A 25,949-nucleotide genomic window follows, 5' to 3' on the forward strand; every position below is an offset into this window, starting at 1 on the left:
GGATCAGTGCGCGGCCGCGAGGAGCTTCGCGGCCTTGCCTTCAAGATCGAGCCGCGCATCCTGGTGCGGCTTGTCGCGGGCGAGCGCGGTGATCCCCTGGACGAAGTCGAAGATCGAGGTGGGCGGATGCCCCTCCTCGTCGAGCACGGTCGCGATGATCCTGCCGGTCTCCGCCTTGGAGAAGCCACGCTTGCGCAGGAAATCCTGCCGGTCCTCGTCAGTGCGGGCGACGATGCGCTGCCGCGCGGCCATGATTCCGGACATGAAGGGCTGGGGCGACGAGGTCGCAAAATTCTCCAGCGCCGGCGCCGCCTCGTGCGCGAACCGGTTCGCGGCGAACTTGCTGTGTCGGATGCTGATCTCCTCGAAGCCCTCGGCGCCCCAGATGTTGCGGTTCATGCAGACCGCGCGGAGATAGAAGGACGCCATGCCGAGCGTCTTCGCGCCGACCTCGCTGTTCCAGCAGTAGAAGCCGCGGAAGAACAGGTCCGGATCGCCATTGGGCAGCCGACCGGCCTCGATCGGATGGGCGTCATCGACGAGGAACAGGAACACGTCGCGGTCGCTCGCATAGAGGGTGGTGGTGTCCCTGGTGATCTCGACATTGGGATTGTGCATCATCGTGGACCAGTCGAGCAGGCCGGGGACCTTCCAGCGGGTGTCACCGGTGCCGTTGCCGGCGATTTTCATTACCGCTTCGACCAGCTCATGGTCCCAGATCCGTCCGTAATCGGGTCCGGTCACAGCGCGCAGCTCGGTGCGCCCGTCCTCGGTTTCGAGGGTCTTCATCAACTCGCCCCGGTGAGAGAGCAGGCCGTGCTGGAGATTGATCCCGGCAAGCGGCGCGGGAAGCTGGCGCAGATAGCCCGAAGGCGCGCCGACCAGGCTGCAAAGCTGGCCGAACGACCAATGGGTTGGTGCCACCGGCTCGTCGCGGCCTGGCACGATCAAAGCGAGGCGTTCGGCATTGTCGCAGCTCGCCTCCACCCGGACCTCCCGGGTCTCGACGGTGCGGGTCGTGGCGCGCGTTGCGCGCGCCAGCGTCGCCGCATGGAGCTCGCGCAACGAGAGATAGCGCTCGTCGTCGGGGCGCGAGAACCATTCGGACGAGACGCGCCCGATGCGAGATCCTCGCGAGATATCGACCTTGTAGGGACCCGGACGCCGGGGCGGCGCGGATGCGTGATTGAGGACAGTCGCCATGGAATTTCTCCGCGACGGGTGCCGAGAGACTTTCTCTCAACCCTGACCCGTCACGGCCGAACCGGCCGCGCTCATCCTCTTCGGGGCGCCCGCGGGGCCGCCCGCTGTAGAAGGGACAGAGGTGGTCCCGCCTTCTTGGACAGTTTTGCGGCTGAGCTAAGCTAATCCGGGTTGTCGATCATGCCGCCATTCTGGTCATCAGATCATGGGGGGCATGCCCCCCATGATCTGAAGCGCCGATCCACCCATAGGCTTCCGCCGGAGTTCGCCCGGCTAGTCCCGAGTGGGGTCGCTGGTGATTGTAATAGGTGATCCACCGGCCAAGGCCAGCTCGCAGCTCCGAGCCGGTCTCGAACGCGTGCAGATAGACGCACGCATATTTGAGGGAGCGCCACAGCCGCTCGATGAAGACATTGTCCATCCACCGACCCCTCCGTCCATGCTGATCCGCACCTCGGCGCCGCGCAGCACGCTGGTGAACGCAAAGCTGGTAAACTGGCTGCCCTGATCCGTGTTGAAGATCTCAGGCCGACCGAAGCGCGCCAGCGCTTCCTCCAGCGCCGCGACGCAGAAGCCCGCGTCCATCGTGTTCGACAGTCGCAAGGCCCGCACCTTTCGCGTCGCCCAGTCCATGATCGCGACCAGATACAGGAAGCCCCGGCGCATCGGGATATAGGTCACGTCCGCGCACCAGACGTGGTTCGGTCGCTCGATCGCCAGCTTGCGCAGCAGATAGGGATAGACTCGGTGCTGCGGGTGCGGATCACTCGTGCGCGGCCGCTGGTAGATCGGCGACCGCCCTCCACCGCTTTCCAACGATGCTGCGCATCGTTGGAGCCTTGCGCGGCTCCGCCCATCTTCGCCATCAGCCGCCGCACCCGTCGTCGTCCGACATCATGGCCATTGCGGCGCAGATGCCGGACCATCTGGCGGCTGCCGTACCACGGCATGTCGAGGAACGCCGCATCAATCACCCGCATCAGCGCCAGCGTCTCTTCGGTCTCCGGCACTGGCGCGTAATAGTAGCTCGACCGGCTGATCGACAGCAGGCGGCATTGCGCCGCGATCGACAGGCAGTGGTGAGCAGGATCGATCCACTCCCGCCGCCGTGCCACGCTCATCGACCGGAGGCCTTCGCTAAAAAATCCCGCTCCACCAGCAACTGCCCGATCTTCGCGTGCAGCTTGTCCACCTCGGCGTCGCTGGCTGCTCGGGCCGCATCACCCGCGCCGGAGAACGTCACCGACATCCCCTCGATAGCCTGCCGCTTCCAGGCCGCGATCATCGTGTGGTGGACGCCATGTTTGGCCGCCAGTTCCGCAAGGTCGCCACGGATCGACTCCAGCGCAACCTTGGCCTTGAAATCTGCGCTGTAGCGCTTCCTCGTCGTCTTCATTCCCGTCCGTTCCTCACGTCGGGATTAGCTTAACGCCCTGCCCAGAAATCCGGGACCACCTCTGAGAGGAAGTCACCGCCTCCGTCATGCGTGCGTTCGAGCATCTCGCGATCCGGGGATCGCGACGGGCTTCAACCCCTCTTTCGCCCTTGTTGCGGGGTCCGGAAGAAAGATGGCGGGAAGCCGGCCTGCGGGCTGCCGGCGGCGTTGCGCAGCTCGTTGCGCTCGCCCGCGTCCGCGCTAAGCGGAATCTGCATGCCGTTGGTTTCGTCCAGCAGCGCGAACAATTTGCCGCTCAGGCGTTCGGCCAGGTCTTCATGGCCGGGTCGCGCCAGCAGATTGTCGTTTTCGTGCGGATCGGCGACGATGTCATAGAGCTCGTCCAAATCCCAGATGCCGTGGAAATGCATATATTTGTAGCGGTCCTCACGCAGAGCGTGCACCGTCGGCGTCTGCGGGAAATTGCGTTCCCAATAATATTCGTAGAGCAGCTCGCTGCGCCACGGTGCCTTGGGATCCTGCGCCAGCGGCAGCATGTCGGATCCGGCCATATAGTCCGGCGCCTCGAGCCCCGCCGCAGCTAGCAGCGTCGGCGCGATGTCGATATTGGCGACCACGGACTCGATCGTGCTGCCCGGTTTGAACAGCGAGGGGCAGCGCACCAGCAACGGCACGCGCATCGATTCCTCATAGGCGTTGCGCTTGTCGATCAGTCCGTGCTCGCCAAACAGGAAGCCATTGTCGCCCATATAGACGATCAGCGTGTCGTCGAGCTCACCGCGCTGTTCGAGCAAATCCAGGATCCGCGCCAACCCTTCGTCAACGGCGAGCAGCGTCTCCATGTAGCGCTTGTAATAGTCGGCGATGTCGAGCGTGCCGTGATAGGCATAATCCACGCCGTGCCAGCTGTTGCGCTGGTTCTCGACCCACATCGGGCGCCCCGGCACCCCGGGCTTCATGTTCTCGGGGTAGCGGAAGGTTTCGTTGTCGTAGCGCCCCTTGTGGCGCTCGGCCGGCAGGAACTCGGCATGCACAGCCTTGTGCGCCAGATGCATCATCCACGGCTTGTTGCGATCGCGCTTGCGGATCCAGTCGATCGCATAGTCGGTCAGCTCGTCGGTGATATAGCCCTTTTGCGGGACCTGCCGGCCGTTGACGTTGAGTCCGTTCGGGCTCGGCAGATAGGTACCCTGTCCCTTGAAACTCACCCAATGGTCGAAGCCGGGTTGCGGGGCATCGCCTTCGTTGCCCATATGCCATTTGCCGATGAACGCCGTGTCGTACCCGGCGCGCTGCAGATACCTGGGATAGAAGATCAGCTCGGGCGGGAACGGATGGTTGTTGTCCACCACCTTGTGCTGATGCGCGTAGAGGCCGGTGAGGATCGAGGCGCGTGACGGCGAGCAGAGCGCCGTCGTCACAAACGCGTTGCGGAAATGCGTGCCCTCGCGCGCCAGCCGATCGAGGGTCGGCGTGTCGCCAAAGTCCTGGGCTTTCATGAACCCCATCGCGTCGTAGCGATGATCGTCGGTAAGGACGAACAGGATGTTCTTCGGCTTCACGCCCGGCTTGCGCTTGAGCCGCAGGTCCTGCTTCCCAGGCTGCCCCTGCGCGACCTGCGCACCGGCCGCCCAGGAATAGAGCCCGAACGCGCCGCCGCTGCCTGCGAGCAGCACGCCGCGCCGATCAAGTTTGTCGACCATGTCATTCTCCCTTGCGATCGGCCGGCACCTGGCCGGCGCGATCCTGAATTTGTCAGAAGTTGAGGCGGATACCGCCGAACACGCGGCGCCCGGCATCAAGATAATTCGCGGGAAGCCCCGTGGTGTATTCCACGATCTCGTCGCGATCGAGCAGGTTCACGGCCTCCAGCACCACCGAGGCATTGGGCGTGACCTTGAGGCTGATGCTCGCATCGAGCGTGCCGAAGGCGCGGTTCACCCGCCCCTGGGCGGGCGCGGCAGCTGCGGAGGCCAGATAACTGCTCCGCCAGGAATAGGAGACGCGCGCGCCGACCGGCCCTTTCTCGTAATAGCCTATCAGATTGTAATTGTGCTTCGATGCCGCGGTCAGCTGGTTGGGATCGCTATTGTCGATGTAGGTGTAGTTGACGATTGCCCCCAAGCCGTCGAGCGGGGCCGGCAGCCAGGTGAAGGCCTGCTGGAAATAGAGCTCGACACCCTTGAGATCGACGCCCGCGCCGTTGACCAGTTGGCTTACCGTGAAGTCGGTCTGGATCGTCGTCGTGCCGGTCGTCCGGATATAGGAAACGGGCAGCGAGATGATGCTGGTCTCACGACGTATCAGGCTCTCGAGGTTCTTGTAGAAAAGCGATGCCCCGACCAGCGAGTCACGTCCGAAATAGTATTCGACCGTCGCGTCAAGATTGTTCGAGCGAAAGGGATCTAGATACGGGTTGTTGCGCGTTACCGTCAGGGCGTTTCCGTTGGCGGTTGTGGTCGGCGAGATGTCCCCCAGATTGGGGCGCGAGATCGTCCGCGACGCCGAGAAGCGCAGTTGCAGTTTGTCGGTGGCCTCGAACTTGAGATTGAGGCTCGGCAGCCAGTCCCAATAGCTCCGTTCCGCCCGAAGCGGCGCGGCGGCAGGCACACGGGTGGTCATGCCAGTCTCGACGGCCACGGTGATGCCGTTGAGATCCGGCGCGACGCCCACCGTTGTCTGGTTGGTACGCACTCCCCGCAATCCCAGATTGCCGGTGAACTTGCCGAAAGCGAAGTCGCCACGCGCATAGAAGGCCAGAATCTTCTCCTTGACGTCGAGGATACCGGTAGCGTCGTTGGTATAGGTGCCCGCCGCGATCAGCTGGGCCTTGGTGAACCGGGATGCGAACGACTTGGCGTCCGAACCGAGCCAGTTGCTCGGGAAGGACGCGCTGCCGCCATAGCTGCCGAGGAACGATCCCGAACCCGGACGGATCGGGATCATGAAGGGGGCAGCGCTGAACGAGCCCACGATAGGCCCCGCCGGTAGCCCACCATAGAGCTGGGCGACGCCGGCGGCGGCAATCGTCAGAGTCTTGTTGTCGGAATAGAGCGCGCGATCGGTGTATTTCACACCCGCCCTCAGCGCCGTGAGCCCACGATCTCCAAAGGCGCGCCGGACGTCGAGCTTGATGTCTCGCAGGCGGTCGGTGGTGATGCGATCGAGTTCGCCGTTCAGGCTGAGCAGGCGGAAATTGTTCGCATCGAGCTTCCGATCGGCAAAGCCATCGAGATAGGTGATGCTCGGAATGGAATCGCCGGGATTGGCGACAACCCGGACAGTCCCGTTGATGCTGTCGGCGATGTTGAGCGTATCGCGGGTCTGGCGCGAGCCCTGTTCAGACCCTTCCAAGACCACGGTCCACCCACCGCTCTCGAACTTCGCACCGCCGATGACGGAGCGGATATAGCCGCTGCGATCCTGATAGCGCCCCCCATCGCGCAGATCGATCCCACTGACGGTGAAGTCGGTCGCCGTCTCGACCCCGTCCAGCACCTGGGTATGCGACGCCACGGCCCCGCTCGATCCGGCGAAATTCTGCCAGTTCTCCTGCCGCACCGCTTCGACATCTACATGTGTGTAGAAGCCGTCGACATAGAGTTCGAGCTTGTCGCTTGGACGGAACTGCACCGATGCGATGCCGCTGAGCCGACGGTTATTCTCGGTGAACATGTCGTGGATGATGAGACCGGGGATCCGGACGAGCTTGTTAGGCTCGATCACGCCGTTGCCGTTGAGGTCGTCGGCACCACCGCCCAGCGGTACGCCCTGTGCCTCGGTCACGGTGTTCCAGCCGGTTTCCACCTGCTGGGTTTGCGGGCGCCGCTGGGAATAGGAGGCGCCCAGGGTCACCCCCAATCGGCCGTCGAGGAAAGTATCCGCGTAGAGGCCCGAGATGCGCGGCGACGCCTTGCCGGAATTGCTCTCATATTCCGCTTGTGCCGACACGGCGAGCACGCGCTTGCCGATGTCGAGCGCGCGCGGCGTCCGCACGTTCACGGTGCCCGCCAGGCCACCGTCCTCGAGATCGGCGGTCGGCGACTTATAGACCTCCAGGGTCCGCACGAACTCGGGTGCCAGCGCCGAGAAATCGAACGAACGCGAGACGCCCGCGAACAGGTCGTTGAGCGCGTTGGGGACGGCACGACCATTCAGCGTGACCAGCGTGAAGGTGTCCGGAAGCCCGCGGATGTTGACGCTGCGCCCCTCACCGCGCGTGCGGTTGATCTGTACGCCGGTGATGCGCTGCACCGACTCGGCGACGTTCACATCCGGGAAGCGGCCAATGTCCTCCGCACTGATCACATCGACGATACTGTCGGCATTGCGCTTGATCCGCACCGCCTGCTCGATACCGCCACGGATGCCGATCACAACGATATCAGGCCCGGTCGTACCGTCGGCCTCCAACTGTCCCACCACCGGTTCTCCCGCCCCCTGCTGCGCTGTCTGGGCGATGGAGACCCCAGGCACGCCAACCAACATCGATGCCGCAGCACCGGCGACCCACTTTCTATTCGCGCTCATTCTTGCTCCCCGAGCGTTGCCATTACCCTATTATTTCTATCGGAATGATGGGATTAGCGAACAAGCTTTCCTTGCCAGCTCGACAAAGGAGGTTGCCAGGATCAGTGCGCAGGCACCGGGAGATCGCCCGCTATAGCCCCAGACCGTGAATTTCGGCTGTCGGCGCGAAACAGTTCCGGCATCGCCATGATGCTGGGAAGCTTAGGGCAATCGCGCCGCAGAATTGCCACTCTGACCTCCATCCTGGCCTGGATAGCAACGGGATGCGAGCGGAGCTCTGCTCGGCAACGGCGGCTTTCGAGATCGAGCCTTTGAGTTTGAAATGACCGAACTGAGGGCGCAAAGCCGACCTCATCCGGCTGCGCTCGCGATCGTCACCGCCCATGGCGGCCGAGACCTTCCAGGGCTCGGTGCCGCGGAGCGGCATAGAGCGCGGTCGCGCCGAAGGCGCGAAGCGCCCAGATCGAGGCGACTTCCACATCGACCAAAAGGTTGGCTTCGGGACGCAATTGCCCAGCTGCGCGGACATGACGAGAGCCCGTAACCCCCATCAGTCCGCCGTAGGGCTGCGACTATCGCCATCGGCGCCGCTCGCCCAGCCACCGATGCGACTTCGGGCTGGCCGCAGCCACCAGACCGCCCGCGCGCCTTTGCTGCTTACGATCCGGGCCGGAACCGGATAGCAACGCATCATGGTCGACGAACGTGAGCTCTGGGCATGCGCGAACCAGGTGATCCGGCAACATGGTGCCGAGGCCTCGTCGTTTGCGAAAAAGCGTGCCGAGGAACTACTCCGCATCGGCGATCAGAAGGGAAACGCAGTCTTCCTGGCGATAGCAACGCGTGTCGACCAGCTTGAATGCCTGGTTGCTCCCGGCACGCCGCACTGAGCACACATCATGCCGATGGGAACGAGGCACCGCGTCACCCGAATTCTGAAGGACTCCCGCCGGGGCCTGATCCTCGAGATCGCCGATGGCGATGTCTATGCGCTCGACTGCGAGCGGGATGCGCGAAAGCATCTGGGCCAGAAGGTCACGGTGGAGGGCATCCGGTCCGGTTTCGATCGGATCGATGTCGAGTGGATCGGAGCCGCCTAGCGGATCTCACCCGGCCGCTCCGGCACAAGACAGGTTCTTCGATTTCATCGCATGCCGACGCTGCATGGAACCGAGCGCGGCAAGGCTAGGTCCAGACGGCGCCCGCGAGCCTGCGGGGCGTCACCGCGCATATTCCCGCTCAGTCGCCTGGAGTATGCCAGCGGGCACGCCCTCGCGTCGTAGTGCTCGGTTACTGTGCTATCCGGACATCGATCATGCCCGATGCATCGCCGCGGACGATCACGGTGCCGTCCCACCCGGTCGCGTAGACTGCATGATCCATCGCGAACGGCAGGAAGGTCTTCACGGCCTTGGCGACCTGCACGGACTTGGTGGCACGCCTCCCGCTAACCGCGCTGTAGAGCAGGTCGGTCGTCACCTTGCGAGGATGGCCATAAGCCCAGGCCGTCCATTTCTCCTGCGTCGTCCAAGGTCCCATCGACATAACGGCGACCTGCGGTGAAACCGCCGCGAGGAACGGGGCGGTGGTGCCGTTGACCGCACCATGGTGGCTGACTTCAAGCACATCGGCGTCGAGCATGGCAGTGCCCGAATAGCGCGCGATAAGATCAGTGATGGCAGCGTTCTCGATGTCGCCGGGAAACAGGAATGCGGTCTCGCCATAATCGACGCGGATCACGAGGCTGTGATTATTGCCATTGTCCATGTCGTCATCCCCCCAGTCTGCGGGACGATATTCGGTACCATCGGGCAACTCACGGCCGCCTGCCAGAATGCGGACTTTTGGATCGGTGCCCGCGCATGCCAGCGGGTCGATCACGCCGTCGGTAAGCCCCACCCTGCCCGCGGCCTCGACCTCGCCTTCGGAAACGGGCCTGAGCGCGATTTGCGGCGCAGTCTGCTGTGCGTGGTTCAACATCCACCTGGCGTTGGAGCGGCCAGACCCTCGCGCGACGCCATTATAGACATAGGCGCCCACCTTGAATCGCGTCGCGACCTTGTCGAGGCTGGCATTGTGGTCGATGTGCGTGTGCGTGACATACACAGCCGCAAGGCGACCATCGAGATCGGTGCGGCGGGCAAAGAAAGCGTCGAGATAGTCGAGCAGACGAGCCTCGGCATCCGCGCCGCGGCCACCGGCATCGATCAGGATCGCGCCGCAGGGAAATTCCAGCAATGCCGAATTGCCCTGGTCGACATCGATGAAATGCGCGACCACCGCGCCTGCCGGAGCCACGAGCCCGTCGGCGCCGCTCGGTGGAATGCGACGGACATAGCTTTGGTAGATCCAGCCTTCCCGACCGTCCTCCAGGCGGACATGATAATAGCCCGCACGGCGGACCCCGCCATCCAACAGCGTGAGTTGAGCGCCGATCTTGGGATAGTCGATCTTCGCGCTTTCGCGGGCAGGCGCGGCGCGCACCGTGACATGCCGGAGGACGACGACCTCCTGGGCACTGGCAGCAACCGGCAAGAGCGACGCGAACAGCATCGCGCTCACAATAAGCAGGCCTCGAATGGGAAGCAGGATAGCGCGCATGAGGGGTTCCCAGGTCGATACGCGGCACTCTTGGAGAAGCATCCGCCGATCGGTTCCCCTCGTCAATCGCGGGTCGCCCGACCACACCATTTCGGTTTGAATTGTCCGCGTGCCGTGACTTCCAGCCCGCTCCGGCGACCGTCAATAGTCGATTTCCGCACGTCCTGATGCGCTGCACGGTTCCGGTACTCGCGCGCGCCAGCGTCAAGCGAAATTGCGCTGGCAAAAGTATCGGTGACCATACGCCCTGTTCGTAGGAGATCGGGGGGAACATTTACGGCTCAGATGCGGCTCGATGGCGCCTTGGTGGTTGATCCGAATCGCCGCCAGCAAGCGGTGCCTCTCTGCCTGCCAATCTCTTGGCCTCTCCGATACAAAAGCTTGGTCATTGCATGTAAACACCGAGGACTTATATCATGCCGCATGGAACCGACGACTCATCGACAACGGGCCCTGGAGGTCGTTCGGCACCGCGGCATAGCGCGGGGACGCGATTTCGATGCGGCCGGCATCACGCGGGCGACCCTGCAAAGGCTGCGTGACGAAGGCGTCCTCCAGCAGGTCGGCCGCGGACTCTACAAGCTGGCCGATGCTGAGGTCGACAGCGCGACGAGCCTGGCCGAGGCCGTCCGCATCCAGCCACGCGGCGTCATCTGCCTGCTGTCGGCGCTGCAGTTCCACGAACTGACCACGCAGACGCCCCATGCCGTGTGGATGATGCTCGGCCAAAAGGACTGGGCACCGGTCAATCCGTCCGTGGCGCTGAAGATTGTTCGCGCGAGCGGCGAAGCGCTGACAGCGGGCGTCGAGACACACGTCATCGACGGCGTTCCCGTGCCCATCACCGTACCGGCCAAGACCGTCGCCGACTGCTTCAAGCACCGCAACAAGATCGGTATCGACGTGGCGGTCGAGGCCCTGCGCGATTTCATGAAATCCCGACCCCGTCCGGACCTCAATGCGATCTACCGTTACGCCCAGCTCGATCGGGTCCAATCGGTGATCCGGCCCTACCTAGAAGCCATGACATGAGCCGGCCGCCGAAGAATATGGCGATTTCGGTGCGCGACCGGCTGACGGCGGTTGCCCGCGAGCGCCGGGAAAACGCACAGCTGCTAATGACCCGCTACGTCATTGAGCGCCTGCTCTTTCGTCTCAGCCTGTCGCCACATCGCGACCGGTTCGTGCTCAAGGGCGCGATGCTGTTCAGCCTGTGGGCGGCAGCGCCCTATCGCGCCACCGGCGACCTCGATCTGCTGGGCATAGGGGAAAATGCGCCCGAGCAGCTCGCAGCGGTTTTTCAGGAAATCCTTGGCGTCGCGGTCGATGACGACGGCATCGTGTTCCGGCCAGAAACCCTGCGCGCTGCCGCCGCCCGTGCCGAGGATGAATATGCCGGCGTCCGTATCGACTTCGTCGCCGAACTCGCGGGCGCACGCCTGCCGATGCACGTCGACATCGGCTATGGCGACGCGATCACGCCGGGCGCGATCGAGATCGAATATCCGTCGTTGCTCGGCCAGCCCACCGCGCATCTTCGGGCCTATCCGCCCGAAACGGTGGTGGCCGAGAAATTCCAGGCCATGGTCGCGCTCGGTATGCTGAACACGCGCCTGAAGGATTTCTACGATATCTGGGCGATCGCGGGATCGTTCGCGTTCGATGGCGCCGTGCTGTCGCGCGCCATCCAGGCCACCTTCGATCGCCGCCAAACCCCGTTGCCCGTACAGACGCCTCCGGCGCTCACGCCCGCCTTCGCCGACGAAAAGCAGGACCAATGGACAGCGTTCCTGCGGCGGACCGAAATCGCGCTGGCGCCCGAACCGTTCGCGGCAATCCAGGCCCAAATCGCGACGTTGGTAATGCCGCCGGTGCTGGCGCTCGCCCAAGGCGCCGGCTTTGACAGCAAATGGCCCAGTGGAGGTCCCTGGCAGGAGAAGTGACGATATGGATGTGCAGACGGGCACTTCGGAAGATCGTTCGATAATCGGTGATTACCCGGTGATTACCTGGGCAATCGCATAATTACGGATCAGCATGATTCTCGATTTCTGCTCAATACCTTGCGAGCGATTGGCGACTAAGGCTTGGTATTACACCCTGCCCAAGCCATGGAATGGCTCAAGGAGCGTGGTGGGCATCCAGAAAAGCAAGGGCGCTCAGCACATGAGCCGTCACGCCGACCGGAAGCACCGCTTCGTCTATGTCGAAACGGTCGCTATGGTTGGTGGGCGCCTGGGCCGGGTCTATGCCCGCCGGGGTCGAGCCTAGAATATAATAAAGCCCGGGGATTTCCTGTTCGAGGAACGAGAAATCCTCTGCCGCGCCACGCAGGCGGCTGTTGGGATCGACCCCGGCGACCCCGGCGGCGGCGCGGAGCGCGGGCATGAGGCTATCAAGCAACTTTGGATCGTTGCGCGTTACCGGTGTGCTGTCAGTAAAGCTGACCCGTGCCTGCGCGCCGTAGCTTTGAGCCAGGCCGTCTATGCTGGTACGGATGAGGGCCTGGATGCTGGCTTGCTGATCCTGATCGAAGGTTCGGATGATGCCGCGCATTTCGGCCGTGCCGGGCAGGATATTCTTGCGCAGCCCAGCCTTAAGCGACCCCACCGAGATCACATTGGGGTAGGCGACCAGGTCCAGCCGCCGGGCGGAAATAGTCGTCAGCGACTTGACGATATCGGCGCTCAGATTGATCAGGTCTGTTCCTTCCCAAGGCCGGCCAGCATGGGTTTGCCGCCCGGTAAGGTCGATGGAAAGGTCGGTCGACCCCGCAAGGAAGGGTCCGGGGCGCACCTGTATCTGGCCGACCGGGCCGGGCTCGACATGCAACGCCAGAATCGCCGACGGCTTTTCGCGCGCGAAGAGGCCGTCGGCCAGCATCGCCCTGGCGCCCGACACCATGTTCGGCGGGCCGCCCTCTTCCGCCGGTTGGAAAATGAACATGATCGTGCCGCTGATACGGTCGCGCATCCCGGCCAGCACCGTCGCGGCGCCCATCAGCATGGCGGTGTGGGCATCATGACCACAGCCATGCATAACAGGCACTTCATGGCCGTCGAAAAGGCCGGTCGCCTGCGACGCGAAGGGCAGGCCAGTCGCCTCACGGATCGGGAGGGCATCCATGTCGGCGCGCAGGGCCAATATCGCCCCCGGTCGCGCACCCCGTAACAGGCCGACGACTCCCGTCCGGCCGACCCCTGTGCGTACCTCGTCAAAGCCCAGGCGACGCAGATGAGCGGCGACGAGGGTCGCCGTGCGCCGTTCCTCATTGGCCAGTTCGGGATGGCTGTGGATGTCCCGGCGCCATTCCCTGACCTGCGGCGCGACTGCGGCGACCCGGGCGCTGACGTCGGGGGGCGGGGCGGGCGCCTCTGCCCGCACAGCACCGGACCAAGCCAGGGCGAGGCATGGCAGCAGGACGAGCGATAGGGCAGGGAAGTGAAACATGCTGAATCCTTTCATCCTCTGAACATGGGCCGGGCCGCGCCGGACGACAGGACGGTGCGGCGCGACATGATGCACGCCACCGCGCCTGCTCCCGATCAATCCGGACTCGTCAGAAGCTTTTATTGACGGTCAGGGATACGGTGCGGCCATAAATGGTAGCATTGGATGCATCATAGACTTCCGCGGCGTTGCCCGAAACGATCCGACCAGTATCGACAAAGGGCGGGTCTTTGTCGAACAGGTTGGTCGCCCCCAGGGTCAGGCGGGTTCTACCTAGCACGCCACCGCCATCGGGGAAGGCATAGGACAGGCGCAGGTCGAACGTGTTCCAGGATCCGATCCTCAGATCCTGCGTGTTGACGGTCGGCGCCCCGGTGGAGGAAGCAACATAACAGCCGCCCGCCCGGCACTTATAGGACGCGGTATGGTTGACTGTACCCTGCGCCGAGAAGCCGCCGGAGATCCACTCGACCCCGGCCCGACCGCGGAAGTTCACAGGGTTGCCGGTACTTTCATAGACGCCCAGCTTGCTTTCATAGGCGCCGCCCGGCGTCGACTGGACATCGTAGGAACTCACGATGGTACCATTGCCGAACAGCGAGAGGCGCCCGATGCCCCCTACATCGAAGCCATAGCTGGCAGCCAGGTCGAAACCGTCCATGCGCAAAGATGCCAGGTTCATCTGCGTGGCATAGATGATGGCCTGAATCTGGCTGGCCGTGCGCGTCGGCCCAGGCCCTGACAGGCCGGTGAACCGCGGATCGTCCATGAGCGCCTGAACGACCGCGTCGTCGGGATCGAAATCCAGATTGCTGATATAGGGGCTGGATCCGGTAGCGAAATAGCTCGACAGGATGCTGGCCAGCGACCCCGATGTGATGCGGACCAGGCGATCCTTGATCTTGATATGGTAATAATTGACGCTCGCCCGGAAATTGGGCAGCTGTGGCGACTCGATGTCAAAGCCCAGGCTCCAGCTGCTTGCTTTTTCCGGCTTGAGCTTTGCGGACGTGCCCCCAGCAACCACCATGCCGGTGAAGGAGCAGTTGCCGCTTCCGCCCGGTGTCCCGCTATAGCCGTTAAGTGTCACCAGCGTGGTGGTGCAGGGCGCGGTATAAAAGGAATTGGCATAAAAGATGGCGTTGCCGCCGTTCACAGGCTGAACCCCGGTGAACTGATAGCGCATGGGCGGGGTGTGGAACGACGTGCCCCAGCTTCCCCGCAGGTTGAAGCCCTCGACAGGGGCGTAGCGAAAGCCGAATTTCGGATTGGTTGTGCGGAAGCCGGACAGATCGTTCGACCGTTCGTGTCGGAGCGCCACCGAAAAATCGAGATTGACGATGCCCCGAATGGCGTTGCGCCGCGAAAATAGCGGCAGCGACAATTCGCCAAAGGCGGCGAACACATTCTGGGTGGTCGCGCCATAGGGCACGGTCGTGTCGTCGATGCTGCGATAGTTGAAGGTCAGTTCGCCGTCGATTTTCTCACGCCGCCAATCAATGCCGGTCGCCACCTTGAACGCACCGCCGGGCAGGTCGATCAGGCTACCGTCAACCTTCAGCGTCGCCTGCAGGACGCGCGAGGTAAAGGTCAGATCCTCATAGCCGACCAGCTGGTTATAAAGCGTGTCGCTGAGCGGCTCGGTCGAATAGGGGTTCCAGGTTTCATAGCCCAGGCTGTTACAATAGGCCTGCGCCGCCGTCGCGGGCGTTGCCACGGTGCCCATCAGCGAACAGGCGACGGAGCTGGGCGCGGAAGCGCCGGTGCTCAGCTTTTCGATGACATTGCTGTCGCGCAGCGCCGTCTGGTAGCGATTTTGCCGTTCCTGACTGTAGGAAACGCCAAGGTCCATCGCCCAAGTGGGCGCGAAGGACCAGGACGAACCGGCATTGAGGGCCAGACTGTCAACCTTGACTTTGCGCTCCTGCACCAAGTCGTCGATCAGCACGCCGAAATTGTTGGTTACCCCGCTAATATAGGCGGGATTGCTGGTCGGAACGGTGCCGTAATAGGCCAGGTAGCCCAGATTATATTTACCCTTGCGATGGGTATATCGGCCATCGACGCGCAGCGTCAGACTGTCCGAAACCCCCTGGTCGAATGCCGCAAACAGGCTGTGTCGCTCCATTTCCGGGACGATGTCGACATCATTCCACGGGTCGAAGCTATTGCCTATGCCACCGGTTGTCGGCGTCAGGTCGGCAATGGTAAGGCCCGTTCCGTCGCCTTGCGGCACCGTATAGGCGACCGCGCCATTGTAGGCGGCGTTACCCGAGAAAATATTGGCGGCAGCCCCCGCCCGACTGGTATAGGCTGGCCAGCTGACACCGCCATAGGATGACAGGTTGCCGCCCTTGAACCCGCGGTCATTCGCCAGCACGTTCGCGCGCCGATTATATTCATATCCCACGACGAAGCCGCCGCTGTTCCAGTTGCGGCCATAGCTGATGCCGCCCTGATATTCCATTTCGCCGCCGCGGGTGGCGGCGCCGATCCGGCCGGATGCATCGAAGCCCTTTTGCCGCTTTTTAAGGACGATATTGGCGACGCCCCCAACGGCATCCGATCCATAGACCGCCGACGCGCCGTCCTGCAGTATCTCTATGCGTTCAATGGCATTGGTGGGAATGTTCGATATATCGACAAAGTCGCCAAATTGACCTGACAGCGCGACACGGCGCCCGTTGACCAGCACCAGCGTGGACAGTGACCCCAGCCCGCGCAGGTTGATGCCGGCGCCGCCGGTCAGGTTGGCCGCCGCAGAACTGCTGTCCTGCCCCCCCCTGTTCCCATCGGGATTGGCAACGCCGCCCGCGAAATTGACCGGCAGGTCGCGCATCAGGTCGGCCAGCGTCGCGCGGCCGGATTTGGCGATCGCGGTAGCGTCCATCGTTTGGATGGGGCTGCCGATCACCGGCGCACCGCGAATATTGGTGCCGGTTACAATGATTTCCTGCCCTGCATCGTCGTCCTGGGCATAGGCGAACTGCGCTTGCCCGATGGCGAGCAGTGACACCGTTGCCAGTGTCGCTAAACGGAATGGTCCCGTCATAAATTTACCCCTTTTCCTCGCTCAGATTTCCCGCTAAGCGAAAATACAATGTGTACGTTATATTTTTTGGAGTCAAAGCCTTTTCGCAATTCACAATAATATTTCATACTTTTGAAAAATAATAATATTATGCCAAATTGACTACAAATAGCAGTCGCAGCGGAGCTGCGTGGCGAAGCGATATGACAATTCAGCGATCAGGGTGGGGGCGAAAGAACAGATATGCAAAGCGCAGCAGATCGGGCCAGGCCGGCCGGGCCGCGATTGAGCCGCAAGGCACAAATCCGGCAATTCTGGCTAAAAATCCATCGCTGGATGGGGCTGGCCGGGTTGCTGTTCATGGCGGCTTTCGGCCTGACGGGCGCCCTGCTAGTCTGGCCCACGACATTCGACGCCATGGCGCACCCCGCACGCTATCCCAGCGTTTCGAACCGCGATTTCGTCCCCGACACAGCCTTCCTGACCAAGGCGGCGGCGGCTTTGCCGATGGGCGATCGGATCAGCGGATTGCGGGTGATGCAGGGCCAAGGGGCCATCCTGGTCGCCGGTGAAGCACGGGGACGGCCTCCGCTCGGCCTTGGCCCCGCCAGCCGGGTCCAGCTCTGGCTGCATCCGCAAACAGGCGAGTTGCTCGACCGGCAGGAGCGAGCGGGCGGCTTCATCTGGGCCTTACACGCGCTGCACGGCCATATGCTGCTGAAGCAGGGCGGGCGCATCGTCGTCGCATTACTCGGCGCCGGGTTGCTTGCCCTGTCCGCGATCGGCCTGTGGCTCTGGTGGCCGGGCCTGCGATCGGTGCGGCAGGGGCTGCGTTGGCGCAAGCAATTCAGCCGTTCCATGAACCTGCACCGTCAGGCGGGGGCAATCGTCGCCCTGATATTGCTGGTGGAGGCATTTACCGGCGCATGGCTTGCCCTGCCCACCCTGTTCGCCCAGATCGTTTCCCCCGGCAGCATGTCAGGACGGACCGAGGCCAGCGAAGGGCCGCCGACCACGCGACCGGCCGCCTCTACCATGCTCAATGCCGATCAGGCGGTACGCCGCGCCCGGACGTTGACGACGCCGGATGCCCGGTTGACGAGCATTTTCTTCCCGGACGACGCGAAGGGCCTATGGGCAATAGGCCTTGCCGCGCCATCGGCTCGCCCGGTCACGATCATGATCGACGACCGCACGGGCTCTGCCTCGCTCCGTCCCGCGCCGCGCCCCGACCGCGCCGAACGGGCGGCGGGATTGATGATGACGATCCACGCCGGACGATTTGGCCTGGCCGGCCAGATCATCGTTTTCCTGTCGGGACTGGTGCTCACCCTGTTGGCCGTCACCGGCTTGCTGCTCTGGCTTCAGGGGCACACCCTGCGCCGCCGCCGGATGCGCCGGACATGATGGAAAGGAATTGATCCCGCGCACGCGCCCGCCACCGGCCTGCATGTTGCGGCGTATGCCGGGCACCTATCCGCCAAGAACGGACATGATAGAATAAGAGTTGGAGAGTTGCCGAAATGACATCAAAAACCACGATTCCATTCGAGAATTTCGAACTGAGCCGGTCCCCCGGTCATTTACTACGCCGGTGCCACCAGCGCAGCCATGAGATATTCCATCACCATGCCGGCGAGTTCGACCTGACCCGGCAGCAATTCGCCATGCTGCTCGCCGTGTTCCGGCATCCCGGGGCCAGCGTGCAGGACATGGCCGATCTGACCGCAGTCGACCGCAATACGCTGGTCGGCATCGTTCAGCGACTGGTGGCCAAGGGGCTGGTGAAGAAGCAGCGTTCGTCACGTGATGCCCGGGCCTATGAACTGGAGATTCAGGCGAGCGGGATCGACCTGCTCGAACGCATGGAAGAGAGCATAAACGAGGTACAGGACAAGATATTCGAGCCCTTATCCGATGACGAGCGCGAAATTTTCATCCTCTGTGCCCAGAAACTGAGCGGCATCGGATTCTGAACATAACGGAGCCAAATTCCCGAAGCTCCCATGATTCCGGTTCGGGGCACTCCTTCCTCGACCAGCGCCGTATCGGCATCTGCCCCCAACATGGGCCTTGAAGCCGTGAGCGGCTCGCTTTCCCTTGTGCTTGACCCAGCGCGCATCTCCATCGTCCTCGCTGGCAGAGGCGATGATGGTCGCATCGACCAGCGTGCCTGCCTTGACCGTTACTGCCTTGGATGTGAGCTGCGCTGTCACTGTCGTGAACAGCAGTCGATCCAGCTTATCTGCCTGCGGCGCTTGGTCAGTAAGCGCGGTCTGCAGGCCGCAGATTATGCGGCTTGCGCGGTTGGCTGCTCCGCTGGCGGGGTCCAGTTCCACGGCAGGAGTTCGTCCCAGCGCGCGGCGGGCCAGTCGCCGGCAACCTTGGCGATGACGTCAGCGATATAGGCCTGCGGGTCGATGCCGCTCGCCTTGCAGGTCTGGATAACGGTGTAGATGGCTGCGGCGCGTTCACCGCCCACGCGCGAGCCGGCGAACAGCCAGTTGCGACGGCCGATGGCGACGCCGCGTAGCGCGCGTTCGGCGATGTTGTTGTCGATCTCCAGTCGGCCGTTGTCGAGGAAGCGCGACAGCGCTGGCCAGCGCTTGGTGCCATACGCAATTGCCTTCGCCATGTCGGACTTGGGCGACAGGCGACGCAGCGCGGTGTCGAGCACTTCGCGCAAGGCCTCGGCCAGCGGTTTGCTGCGTTCCTGCCGTGCCCGGTGCCGGATATCCGGCGGCTGGCCGCGCACCTCGGCCTCGACGGCGTAGAGCGCGCCGATCCGCTCCAGAATGTCGGTAGTCAACGGCGTGGAGGTGCGCTCATGCAGGTCAAAGATCTTGCGCCGGAAATGTGCCCAACAGGCAACCTCAGTCACGCCGCCCCGATACAGCCCGTCATAGCCGGCATAGGCATCGGCCTGGAGGAATCCGCGAAAGCCGGCGAGATGCGCCAGCGGGTGCGCGCCGGTGCGGTCCGGCGTGAAGCGATACCAGGTCGCGCGCGGCGCCGTGCTGCCCGAGGCCTGGTCGTCGGCCGCGTACACCCATAGCCGCCCGGTTGCGGTCTTGCCGCGGCCGGGGTCGAGCACCGGTACCGGCGTGTCGTCGGCATGGATCTTGTCGGCCTTGAGGACTTCGTCGCGGATGCGGGCGACGACCGGATCGAGCAACGCTGCGGCCTGTCCGGCCCAGCCGGCCAGCGTCGAGCGGTCGATATCGAGCCCTTGCGCCGCCATCATCTCGGCCTGGCGATACAAGGGGAGATGGTGCTCGAACTTGGATACCACGACATGCGCGAGCGTGGCGAAGCTGGCCTTGCCGCGCGCGACGGCGCTGGCCGGCGCGGGTGCCTGGACAATCTTCTCGCAGACCCGGCAGCTATATTTGGGCCGGATGTTGCGCACGACCCGCCAACGCACCGGCACCACGTCGAGCATCTCATGGGCATCCATGCCCAGCCGGCGCACCGCGCCGCCGCAATCCGGGCAGGTGCAGGTGCCCGAGGCCGGTTCGTGGACAACGTCCTCGCGCGGCAGATGCGCCGGCAGGCTGCGAACCGGTGCCGGCCGCGCCGTCGCCTCCGACGGGCGCTCCTCTACCGGCGCCGCGTCGCGCTCGGCTTCCAGCTCTTCCAGCGCCAGTTCGAGCTGCTCGATCTCGCGGCCCAGCTTCTCGGACGAGGCGCCGAACTGCATCCGCCGCAGCCGGGCGATCTGCCCGCGCAAGCTGTCGATGAGCAGATCGCGCGCGGCGAGCGCGGCATTGGCCCGGGCGAGCATCGCCTCCAGCGCGGCGATCCGCGCGGTGGCATCGGCAGGGGAAACGGGCGCTTCCGGCACCCGGATTTCCTAGCAGATCGCAGCGCTTCAGGCGAGCAAAACCGACGCAAAACCGCCGGTTTCAGCCCGCCAGCGTCGGCGTGCACGTCCGCTCCGGACGGCGCCAGTCGATGCCCTCCAGCAGCATCGACAATTGCGCCGGCGTCAGCACCACCGTGCCGCTCGCCGTCACCGGCCAGACGAAACGGCCCCGGTCGAGCCGCTTCGAAAACAGGCAAAGGCCTTGCCCGTCGAACCAGAGCAGCTTGACCAGATGCCCGCGCTTGCCGCGAAACGCGAACAGCGCGCCCGAATGCGGGTTTTGCGCCAGTACCTGCTGCACCAGCACCGCCAGCCCGTCGAAGCCCTTGCGCATATCTGTCACGCCGCACGCCAGGTATACCCGCGTCGGCAACGGCGCCGGGCTCACCGCAGCACCGACAACACCCGCGCCAGCGCCTCCGCATCCACCCCGCCGTCGACGCTGATCCGCACGCCGCCGGGCAACGCGATATCGATGCGCCCCGACGAACACGGAACCGGCGGCGACGCCGGCACGATCGGCTCGGCGAGCCGAACCTCGGCAAACACCGGCAGCGAAGGCGCAGCCCCGGCCAGCCTGCCTTCGCGCAGTTGCTTGCGCCACGTATAGATCAGGCTGCTCGACACCTCGCGCCGGGCGATCACATCGCAGACCCGAACGCCGGGTTGGAACGCCTCGGCCAGGATCTCCAGCTTCTCCGCGTCCGACCAGCGCCGCCGGCCCGACACCCGGCCCACGACCTCCATGCGACCAGTCATACGAGTGCTCCTATGACTGGTCGTCGAACCCGAAACTTCCTGCACCACCACCGCCCTCGTCAAAGGCGGCAAGCATCCCGGCTATCGACGATGCCGCAAGGCGGCCTGCAGACCGCGCTTACCTTGGTCAGGCATCCCCGCCAGCCGATCAGCGTGTTGTCGACCACCAGGTACGGCTTGCCTCCATGGCTGCCGGGCCTGCGCTTACTCAGCTCTATCTACCGACTTGGCTCACGAGTCATATCTTTCGTGAGCGCCAACCGCCGGCCGGTATTAGAATGAAGGCATACCCTCACGGGCAAGATGGCATAGAAGGAGCGCGGACAGCGAGGCACGTTCAGCCAGACTGGACGGTATCAAATATTCGTCGGAAGAATGGATTGCGCCGCCGCGCACGCCCATTGTATCCACCACCGGAACCCCACAAGCTGCGATATTGTTGCCATCACAAACCCCGCCCGTGTCGCGCCATCCGATATTCTGGCCCAGTGCTTTGCCGCAGTCCTGAACTAGGCGAAGCAGAGCAAGCGTAGGTTCGTCCAGCGGTTTGGGTAGGCGCGTGAAGCTGCCGTGAACGTGAACACCGATATCGCGAGATCGGGAGACATCATCCAAGATGGCCTGCAAGGCGATCTCGGCCAAACGCTTATGTTCAGGGCTTCGTGGGCGCATATTGACGTGCAGAACCGCATGGGAAGGCACGACATTGTGCGGGCCGCCACCATCGATGCGCGCAGGATTAACGCTCAGACCATCGCGGACCATTGCTTCAAGCCCGAGCGCGATATCGGCCGCGGCCAGCAACGCATTACGGCCGTCTTGGGGGTTGCGCCCTGCATGTGCGCTGCGTCCAGTCACGATGATCGAGAAATTGCCACTACCTGGTCGCGCGCCGGCGAGCGTGCCGTCCGGGAGCGCAGATGGCTCATAAGTGAATGCAGCAAGCTTATTGCGCGCAGCATTTGCGATCAGAGGTGCCGATCCCTGCGAACCTATCTCCTCATCGCTGTTGAGTACGACCTGATAGCCGATCCGCTCGCGCAGCAGCGAGAGTTCGAGCGCGCGCAGCGCCGCCAGCATGATGGCAATGCCGCCCTTCATGTCGGCGACGCCGGGACCTACTAGAAGGCCCTCCGCGCGCCACGTGCAGTCTTGAAATGCGCTATCAGCGGCGAATACCGTGTCCATGTGTCCGGTGAGGAGAAGCTGGATCGGCGCCTCCGGCCGAACGGTGAGGAGGATATTATCGCCGAATTGGACTCGCTTTTCGCAGCCGTCCCCGCGGATCACGGTGCTGGCATGCGCAGGAAGCCGTTCTAGCCGTCCCGGCAGCACCGCGAACGCATCGCACAACCGATCCGCCATGTTGGCAAGACCTGCCATGTTACCCGAACCACTGTTGATGGAGGACCATTCGAGGACCTGATCGAGCATGGGCGCGGAGGCCGCCGCCTCCACCACGGCCCGATCGGTGCCGACCAGTTGGGCGGTATCGATCACAGCCCGGGAAGCGCTTGTGTCTCCACGATGCCGGCCTCGAAGCTGGCTGCGGGCCAAGCGCAGTAGTCGGCGGCATAGTAGGCACTGGGCCGATGATTACCGCTGTCTCCCAGGCCTCCGAACGGCATTGAGGACGCCGCGCCGGTGGTCGGTCGATTCCAATTAACCACGCCCGCGCGCGACCCTGCCGCAAAGCGCTCCCATAACTGCGCATCTGCGCTGACCAGCCCGGCGGAGAGACCGTAGTTCGTGGCATTGGCTTCAGCGATGGCCGCGTCGAAGTCGGGCATACGGCGTACCTGGAGGACGGGCGCAAAGATTTCGCTGTCGGGCATCGCAAGCCCTGTCGTCTCCAGGACCACCGGCGCCATGAACGCGCGGCTACGCTCTTCCAGCGGGCGTGACGGCAGCAGCACCCGCGCACCGTTACCAATCAGGCCCTCCACCGCATCGTGCGCCGCATCTGCAGCGCGGGCGGAGATCAGCGGGCCCATGAAGGCGTCGCCAGCCTCGTCCCATGCCGCGACCGGCAGGCGGGCGGCGAGATCCACCACAGCTTCAACGAACCGGTCACCGTCCGCGCCGACGGGAACGATCAGGCGGCGCGCGCAGGAACAGCGCTGACCGGTGGTGACGAACGCGGAGTGTGCGACCAGAGAAGCGATCGCCTGTTCATCGCCGTCCCAAGCCAACATCGGATTGTTGCCCCCCAGTTCCAACGCCAGTATCACATGCGGACGATCGGCAAAGAGGCGCCGGAAATGCGCTCCCGCACCCGCAGAACCCGTGAATAGCAGACCATCGATGTCGGCCTCGACCAGTGCCGCGCCCGTCTCCCGCCCGCCCTGTAGAACCTGCAGCACGTCTTCGGGCAAGCCCGCCGTTCGCCACGCCTGCATCATGCGCTCCGCCGTGGCAGGGGCTTCCTCGGAGGGCTTGAAGACCACCGTGTTGCCGGCCAGCAGCGCAGGAACGATGTGCCCGTTCGGCAAGTGGCCAGGGAAGTTGTAGGGGCCCAGCACCAGCATAACCCCATGCGGGCGATGTCGCAGAACGGCGCGGCCGAACGGCATCGTCTGCTCGCGGCTGCCTGCACGTTCGGCCTGTGCAGTGATGGAGATTTCCACCTTGCCTACCATCGCGGCTACTTCGGCGCGGGTCTCCCAGAGCAGCTTACCAGTCTCGCGCGAGAGAATTTCACTCAATCCAACAGCATCTGCCTTGAGGGCATCCGCGTAGCGGCGGGCTAGTGCAATGCGCTCCTCCAGCGGGGTCGCGGCCCAACCCGGGAAGGCGGCGCGGGCACGTTCCACGGCGGTACCGCACTCGGCGGGCGTGGCCGCCGAGCCGTCCCAGACGACCGCCTCGCTGGCGGGATCGATCGAACGCAGCAATTGGGTCATGCACTCACCTGAACCAAGGCGCCGTCGTTGAACCCCAGAAGAGCCAGCGTGGCGGAGGAAACGAGAACGTGGTCGGCACCGATCCGCGCCGGCGCGCGGGTTGCACGAAATCCTTGGATTGCCGTCGTCGACAAAAGCGCTAACTCGGCATCTTCCACATCGCCCACGCGCCAGGGCAGCATGCGTGCCCGAGCCAGAGTGCGAATGGAATCGCGCGGCGCCGTCATTGTCGGTCCGCCATCGAAGATATCGACGAGGCCGGAATGGCGAAAACCCTCCTTCTCCAGCATCCGCTTCGCCGTAACGCCATGACGGTGAACGGCGCCGATCACGTCCCGGGCATCCGCGTTGACCAGTTCGAGGTAGATCGGATGACGCGGGGCAAGGTCGCGAATGAACTGGCCGTCGGTGGACGTGATCATGCGGTCCGCGTCCTCGAACGGCAGGCGGTAGAATTTGCTGGCGATGCCATCCCAGAACGGGCTGTTGTCCGCGTCATCGAACCATCCGCGCAATTCGGCCATTACGGTATCGCAGAACCGATCGCGTTCAGTGCCGATCAGCAGATATCGCGAGCGGGCCAGTAGTGATCCGGCCCCGCTCTGACGCTTGCCCGGTCGCAGGAACAGCGTACCGACCTCCGAACAATCGCCGCACTCGTTCACCAGCACAAGCGCCTTGTGATCGAAGCGCGTCTCGGTCGCGGAGGAGTACTGCTCCATCGTCACCACGCGGAAAGAAAAATGGGGGCGCTGGATGCCCACCCCGCCCTTGACGGCGGCAAGACCATCGACCTGCCCTGTCTCGGTGTTCTCGAGCATCAGCACGAACCAGGCTTGGCGAGGGAGGACGTCCCCCGCAAAGCTCGCCTGCGACAGCAACAGGCGTTCGGACAAAACGCCCCTGTCCTCCGGCAGGCTCGTGAAGCCTCTGCCGGACAGGTACGCCAGTTCCATCAGAGCATCGATGTCGGCGGGGCCCGCCTGACGGACAACCAGCATCAGGCCGCCGCATCCGCCGGAACGGCGGCCTTCGTTCGAGTAGCTGCAAAGGTCGCCTCAAGGCGCACCACGGCCTCGTCCGCTTCCTCGCGGGTCAGCAGCAGCGAAGGCAGCATGCGCACGCAATTCTCGCCGCCGCCCGCGATCAGCAGGCCGTGATCGCGCGCGATCGCCATCATCTCGCGGTTGTTGGTAACGAGCTTGACGCCGACCAAAAGCCCCTTGCCACGCACGTCCACGGCGATGTCGGGATAGCGGGCCACGAGTTCGCTCAACGCAGCCTTAAGGTGCGCCGAGACGTCGCGAACGTTGGCCAGCGTCTCTTCCGCAGCGATGATGTCAAACGCGGCGCCGGCGACGGCCATCGCCAGCGGATTGCCGCCGAAGGTGGAACCGTGGACGCCCACGATCATGCCCTGCGCCGCCTTCGCGCTGGCAAGGCACGCGCCGACCGGGAAGCCGCCGCCCAGCGCCTTGGCCACCGCCATCAGGTCGGGCTCAACACCTTCGAACCACTGGTGCGCAAAGAGTTTGCCGGTGCGGCCCATACCGCATTGGACCTCGTCGAATATTAGCAGCGTGCCGGTCTCGTCGCATAGCTCGCGTACGCGCCGCAGCCATGCCTCATCCAGTGCACGGGCGCCGCCCTCACCCTGTACCGGCTCGACGATAACGGCAGCGGCGGTAGGGCGGTGGATGGCGGCTTCGATGGCATCCATGTCATCGACGAGGAACTGCTCGTAGCCCGGCAGGCACGGGCCAAAACCATCGAGGTACGACGGGTTGCCCGAGGCATTGACCGCAGCATAGGTGCGCCCGTGGAACGAACCCGCAAAGCCGAAGATATCGATCCGCTCCGGCGCACCATTGACCGAATGGTAGCGGCGCGCGGCCTTCAGCGCACATTCGACGGCTTCTGAGCCAGAGTTGCCGAAGAACACCACGTCCGCGAACGAGTTCTGCGTCAGCTTGCGCGCGAGTTCCTCCTGTCCCGGGATGCGGAAGATGTTGGAGACGTGCCACAGTTTGCCCGCCTGCGCGGTCAGCGCAGAAACGAGCGCGGGGTGCGTGTGGCCAAGGCCGTTGGTGGCAATACCCTGCACAAGGTCGAGAAATACGCGCCCGTCGGCGGCGTGCAGCCACGCGCCCTCACCGCGCTCGACTTCGACGGGCGCGCGGTTGTAGACCGCCATCAGCTCGTTCGACATTG

19 protein-coding genes and 1 pseudogene are annotated in these 25,949 nt (G+C 64.0%); 6 read left to right on the forward strand and 14 right to left on the reverse strand.

Going from position 1 to position 25,949, the window contains the following annotated elements:
• Positions 1 to 3 precede the first annotated feature (3 nt).
• The 4 genes and pseudogenes from TS85_RS19090 to TS85_RS19110 form a co-directional block, all read right to left on the reverse strand.
• Entirely contained in the window at positions 4 to 1,203 is a 1,200-nt protein-coding gene (locus tag TS85_RS19090; protein ID WP_044334342.1) for a hypothetical protein, read from the reverse strand.
• Between the two features lie 178 nt (positions 1,204 to 1,381).
• Positions 1,382 to 2,599 (reverse strand): annotated as a pseudogene (locus tag TS85_RS19095) (IS3 family transposase).
• Between the two features lie 131 nt (positions 2,600 to 2,730).
• Positions 2,731 to 4,302 (reverse strand): sulfatase family protein, encoded by a 1,572-nt coding sequence (locus TS85_RS19105; protein WP_052508022.1) that lies wholly within the window; start codon positions 4,300 to 4,302, stop codon positions 2,731 to 2,733.
• A 52-nt stretch (positions 4,303 to 4,354) separates the two neighbouring features.
• Positions 4,355 to 7,021, reverse strand: coding sequence for a TonB-dependent receptor (locus TS85_RS19110; RefSeq protein ID WP_162184745.1), 2,667 nt, complete (start codon positions 7,019 to 7,021; stop codon positions 4,355 to 4,357).
• Positions 7,022 to 7,821: 800 nt separating this feature from the next.
• Between TS85_RS19110 and TS85_RS19115 the strand changes: the two genes are divergently transcribed.
• A complete protein-coding gene (locus tag TS85_RS19115) occupies positions 7,822 to 8,019 on the forward strand; it encodes a DUF6961 family protein (RefSeq protein ID WP_155006486.1) in 198 nt (65 codons plus the stop codon).
• 15 nt (positions 8,020 to 8,034) lie between these two features.
• The gene (locus TS85_RS19120) at positions 8,035 to 8,229 is read left to right on the forward strand and encodes a DUF5818 domain-containing protein (RefSeq protein ID WP_155006487.1); all 195 of its coding nucleotides are present in this window, start codon (positions 8,035 to 8,037) and stop codon (positions 8,227 to 8,229) included.
• Between the two features lie 190 nt (positions 8,230 to 8,419).
• On the opposite strand, the gene TS85_RS19125 is transcribed toward TS85_RS19120, so the two are convergent.
• Positions 8,420 to 9,682 (reverse strand): MBL fold metallo-hydrolase, encoded by a 1,263-nt coding sequence (locus TS85_RS19125; protein ID WP_044334349.1) that lies wholly within the window; start codon positions 9,680 to 9,682, stop codon positions 8,420 to 8,422.
• A gap of 471 nt (positions 9,683 to 10,153) precedes the next feature.
• On the opposite strand from TS85_RS19125, the gene TS85_RS19130 reads away from it, so the two are divergent.
• Positions 10,154 to 10,762 carry a type IV toxin-antitoxin system AbiEi family antitoxin domain-containing protein gene (locus TS85_RS19130; RefSeq protein ID WP_044334350.1) on the forward strand — a complete coding sequence of 203 codons (609 nt, stop codon included), beginning with the start codon at positions 10,154 to 10,156 and terminating at the stop codon, positions 10,760 to 10,762.
• A gap of 29 nt (positions 10,763 to 10,791) precedes the next feature.
• Positions 10,792 to 11,673, forward strand: a complete 882-nt coding sequence (locus TS85_RS19135; protein ID WP_227698540.1) for a nucleotidyl transferase AbiEii/AbiGii toxin family protein — start codon at positions 10,792 to 10,794, stop codon at positions 11,671 to 11,673.
• Positions 11,674 to 11,851: 178 nt separating this feature from the next.
• On the opposite strand, the gene TS85_RS19140 is transcribed toward TS85_RS19135, so the two are convergent.
• Together TS85_RS19140 and TS85_RS19145 are read right to left on the reverse strand one after the other, a co-directional pair.
• Positions 11,852 to 13,180, reverse strand: a complete 1,329-nt coding sequence (locus TS85_RS19140) for an amidohydrolase (RefSeq protein ID WP_044334353.1) — start codon at positions 13,178 to 13,180, stop codon at positions 11,852 to 11,854.
• A 109-nt stretch (positions 13,181 to 13,289) separates the two neighbouring features.
• The gene (locus TS85_RS19145; RefSeq protein WP_077228702.1) at positions 13,290 to 16,232 is read right to left on the reverse strand and encodes a TonB-dependent receptor domain-containing protein; all 2,943 of its coding nucleotides are present in this window, start codon (positions 16,230 to 16,232) and stop codon (positions 13,290 to 13,292) included.
• Positions 16,233 to 16,496: 264 nt separating this feature from the next.
• Between TS85_RS19145 and TS85_RS19150 the strand changes: the two genes are divergently transcribed.
• Together TS85_RS19150 and TS85_RS19155 are read left to right on the forward strand one after the other, a co-directional pair.
• Positions 16,497 to 17,618 (forward strand): PepSY-associated TM helix domain-containing protein, encoded by a 1,122-nt coding sequence (locus tag TS85_RS19150; RefSeq protein WP_162184747.1) that lies wholly within the window; start codon positions 16,497 to 16,499, stop codon positions 17,616 to 17,618.
• A 116-nt stretch (positions 17,619 to 17,734) separates the two neighbouring features.
• Positions 17,735 to 18,187 carry a MarR family winged helix-turn-helix transcriptional regulator gene (locus tag TS85_RS19155; protein WP_077228704.1) on the forward strand — a complete coding sequence of 151 codons (453 nt, stop codon included), beginning with the start codon at positions 17,735 to 17,737 and terminating at the stop codon, positions 18,185 to 18,187.
• A gap of 314 nt (positions 18,188 to 18,501) precedes the next feature.
• Here the strand turns inward: TS85_RS19155 and tnpC are convergent, their stop codons facing one another.
• The 7 genes from tnpC to TS85_RS19190 all read right to left on the reverse strand — a co-directional run bounded on the left by tnpC (position 18,502) and on the right by TS85_RS19190 (position 25,947).
• Complete coding sequence (tnpC, locus tag TS85_RS19160) at positions 18,502 to 19,995, reverse strand: IS66 family transposase (protein ID WP_044336661.1); 1,494 nt, start codon at positions 19,993 to 19,995, stop codon at positions 18,502 to 18,504.
• Between the two features lie 121 nt (positions 19,996 to 20,116).
• Complete coding sequence (gene tnpB / locus TS85_RS19165) at positions 20,117 to 20,464, reverse strand: IS66 family insertion sequence element accessory protein TnpB (protein WP_044334359.1); 348 nt, start codon at positions 20,462 to 20,464, stop codon at positions 20,117 to 20,119.
• A complete protein-coding gene (gene tnpA / locus TS85_RS19170) occupies positions 20,461 to 20,835 on the reverse strand; it encodes an IS66-like element accessory protein TnpA (protein ID WP_044334361.1) in 375 nt (124 codons plus the stop codon). Before tnpA ends, tnpB begins: the two co-directional genes overlap by 4 nt.
• A gap of 273 nt (positions 20,836 to 21,108) precedes the next feature.
• Positions 21,109 to 22,269: a hydrolase gene (locus TS85_RS24855; RefSeq protein ID WP_407082126.1), complete on the reverse strand. Its 1,161-nt coding sequence runs from the start codon at positions 22,267 to 22,269 to the stop codon at positions 21,109 to 21,111.
• 62 nt (positions 22,270 to 22,331) lie between these two features.
• The gene (gene astD, locus TS85_RS19180) at positions 22,332 to 23,738 is read right to left on the reverse strand and encodes a succinylglutamate-semialdehyde dehydrogenase (protein WP_044334364.1); all 1,407 of its coding nucleotides are present in this window, start codon (positions 23,736 to 23,738) and stop codon (positions 22,332 to 22,334) included.
• Entirely contained in the window at positions 23,735 to 24,739 is a 1,005-nt protein-coding gene (locus tag TS85_RS19185) for an arginine N-succinyltransferase (protein ID WP_044334366.1), read from the reverse strand. Before TS85_RS19185 ends, astD begins: the two co-directional genes overlap by 4 nt.
• Entirely contained in the window at positions 24,739 to 25,947 is a 1,209-nt protein-coding gene (locus tag TS85_RS19190; protein WP_044334368.1) for an aspartate aminotransferase family protein, read from the reverse strand. Before TS85_RS19190 ends, TS85_RS19185 begins: the two co-directional genes overlap by 1 nt.
• Between the last annotated feature and the right edge of the window lie 2 nt (positions 25,948 to 25,949).

The sequence above is a fragment of the Sphingomonas hengshuiensis genome (assembly GCF_000935025.1).
GTDB classification, from domain to species: domain Bacteria; phylum Pseudomonadota; class Alphaproteobacteria; order Sphingomonadales; family Sphingomonadaceae; genus Sphingomonas; species Sphingomonas hengshuiensis.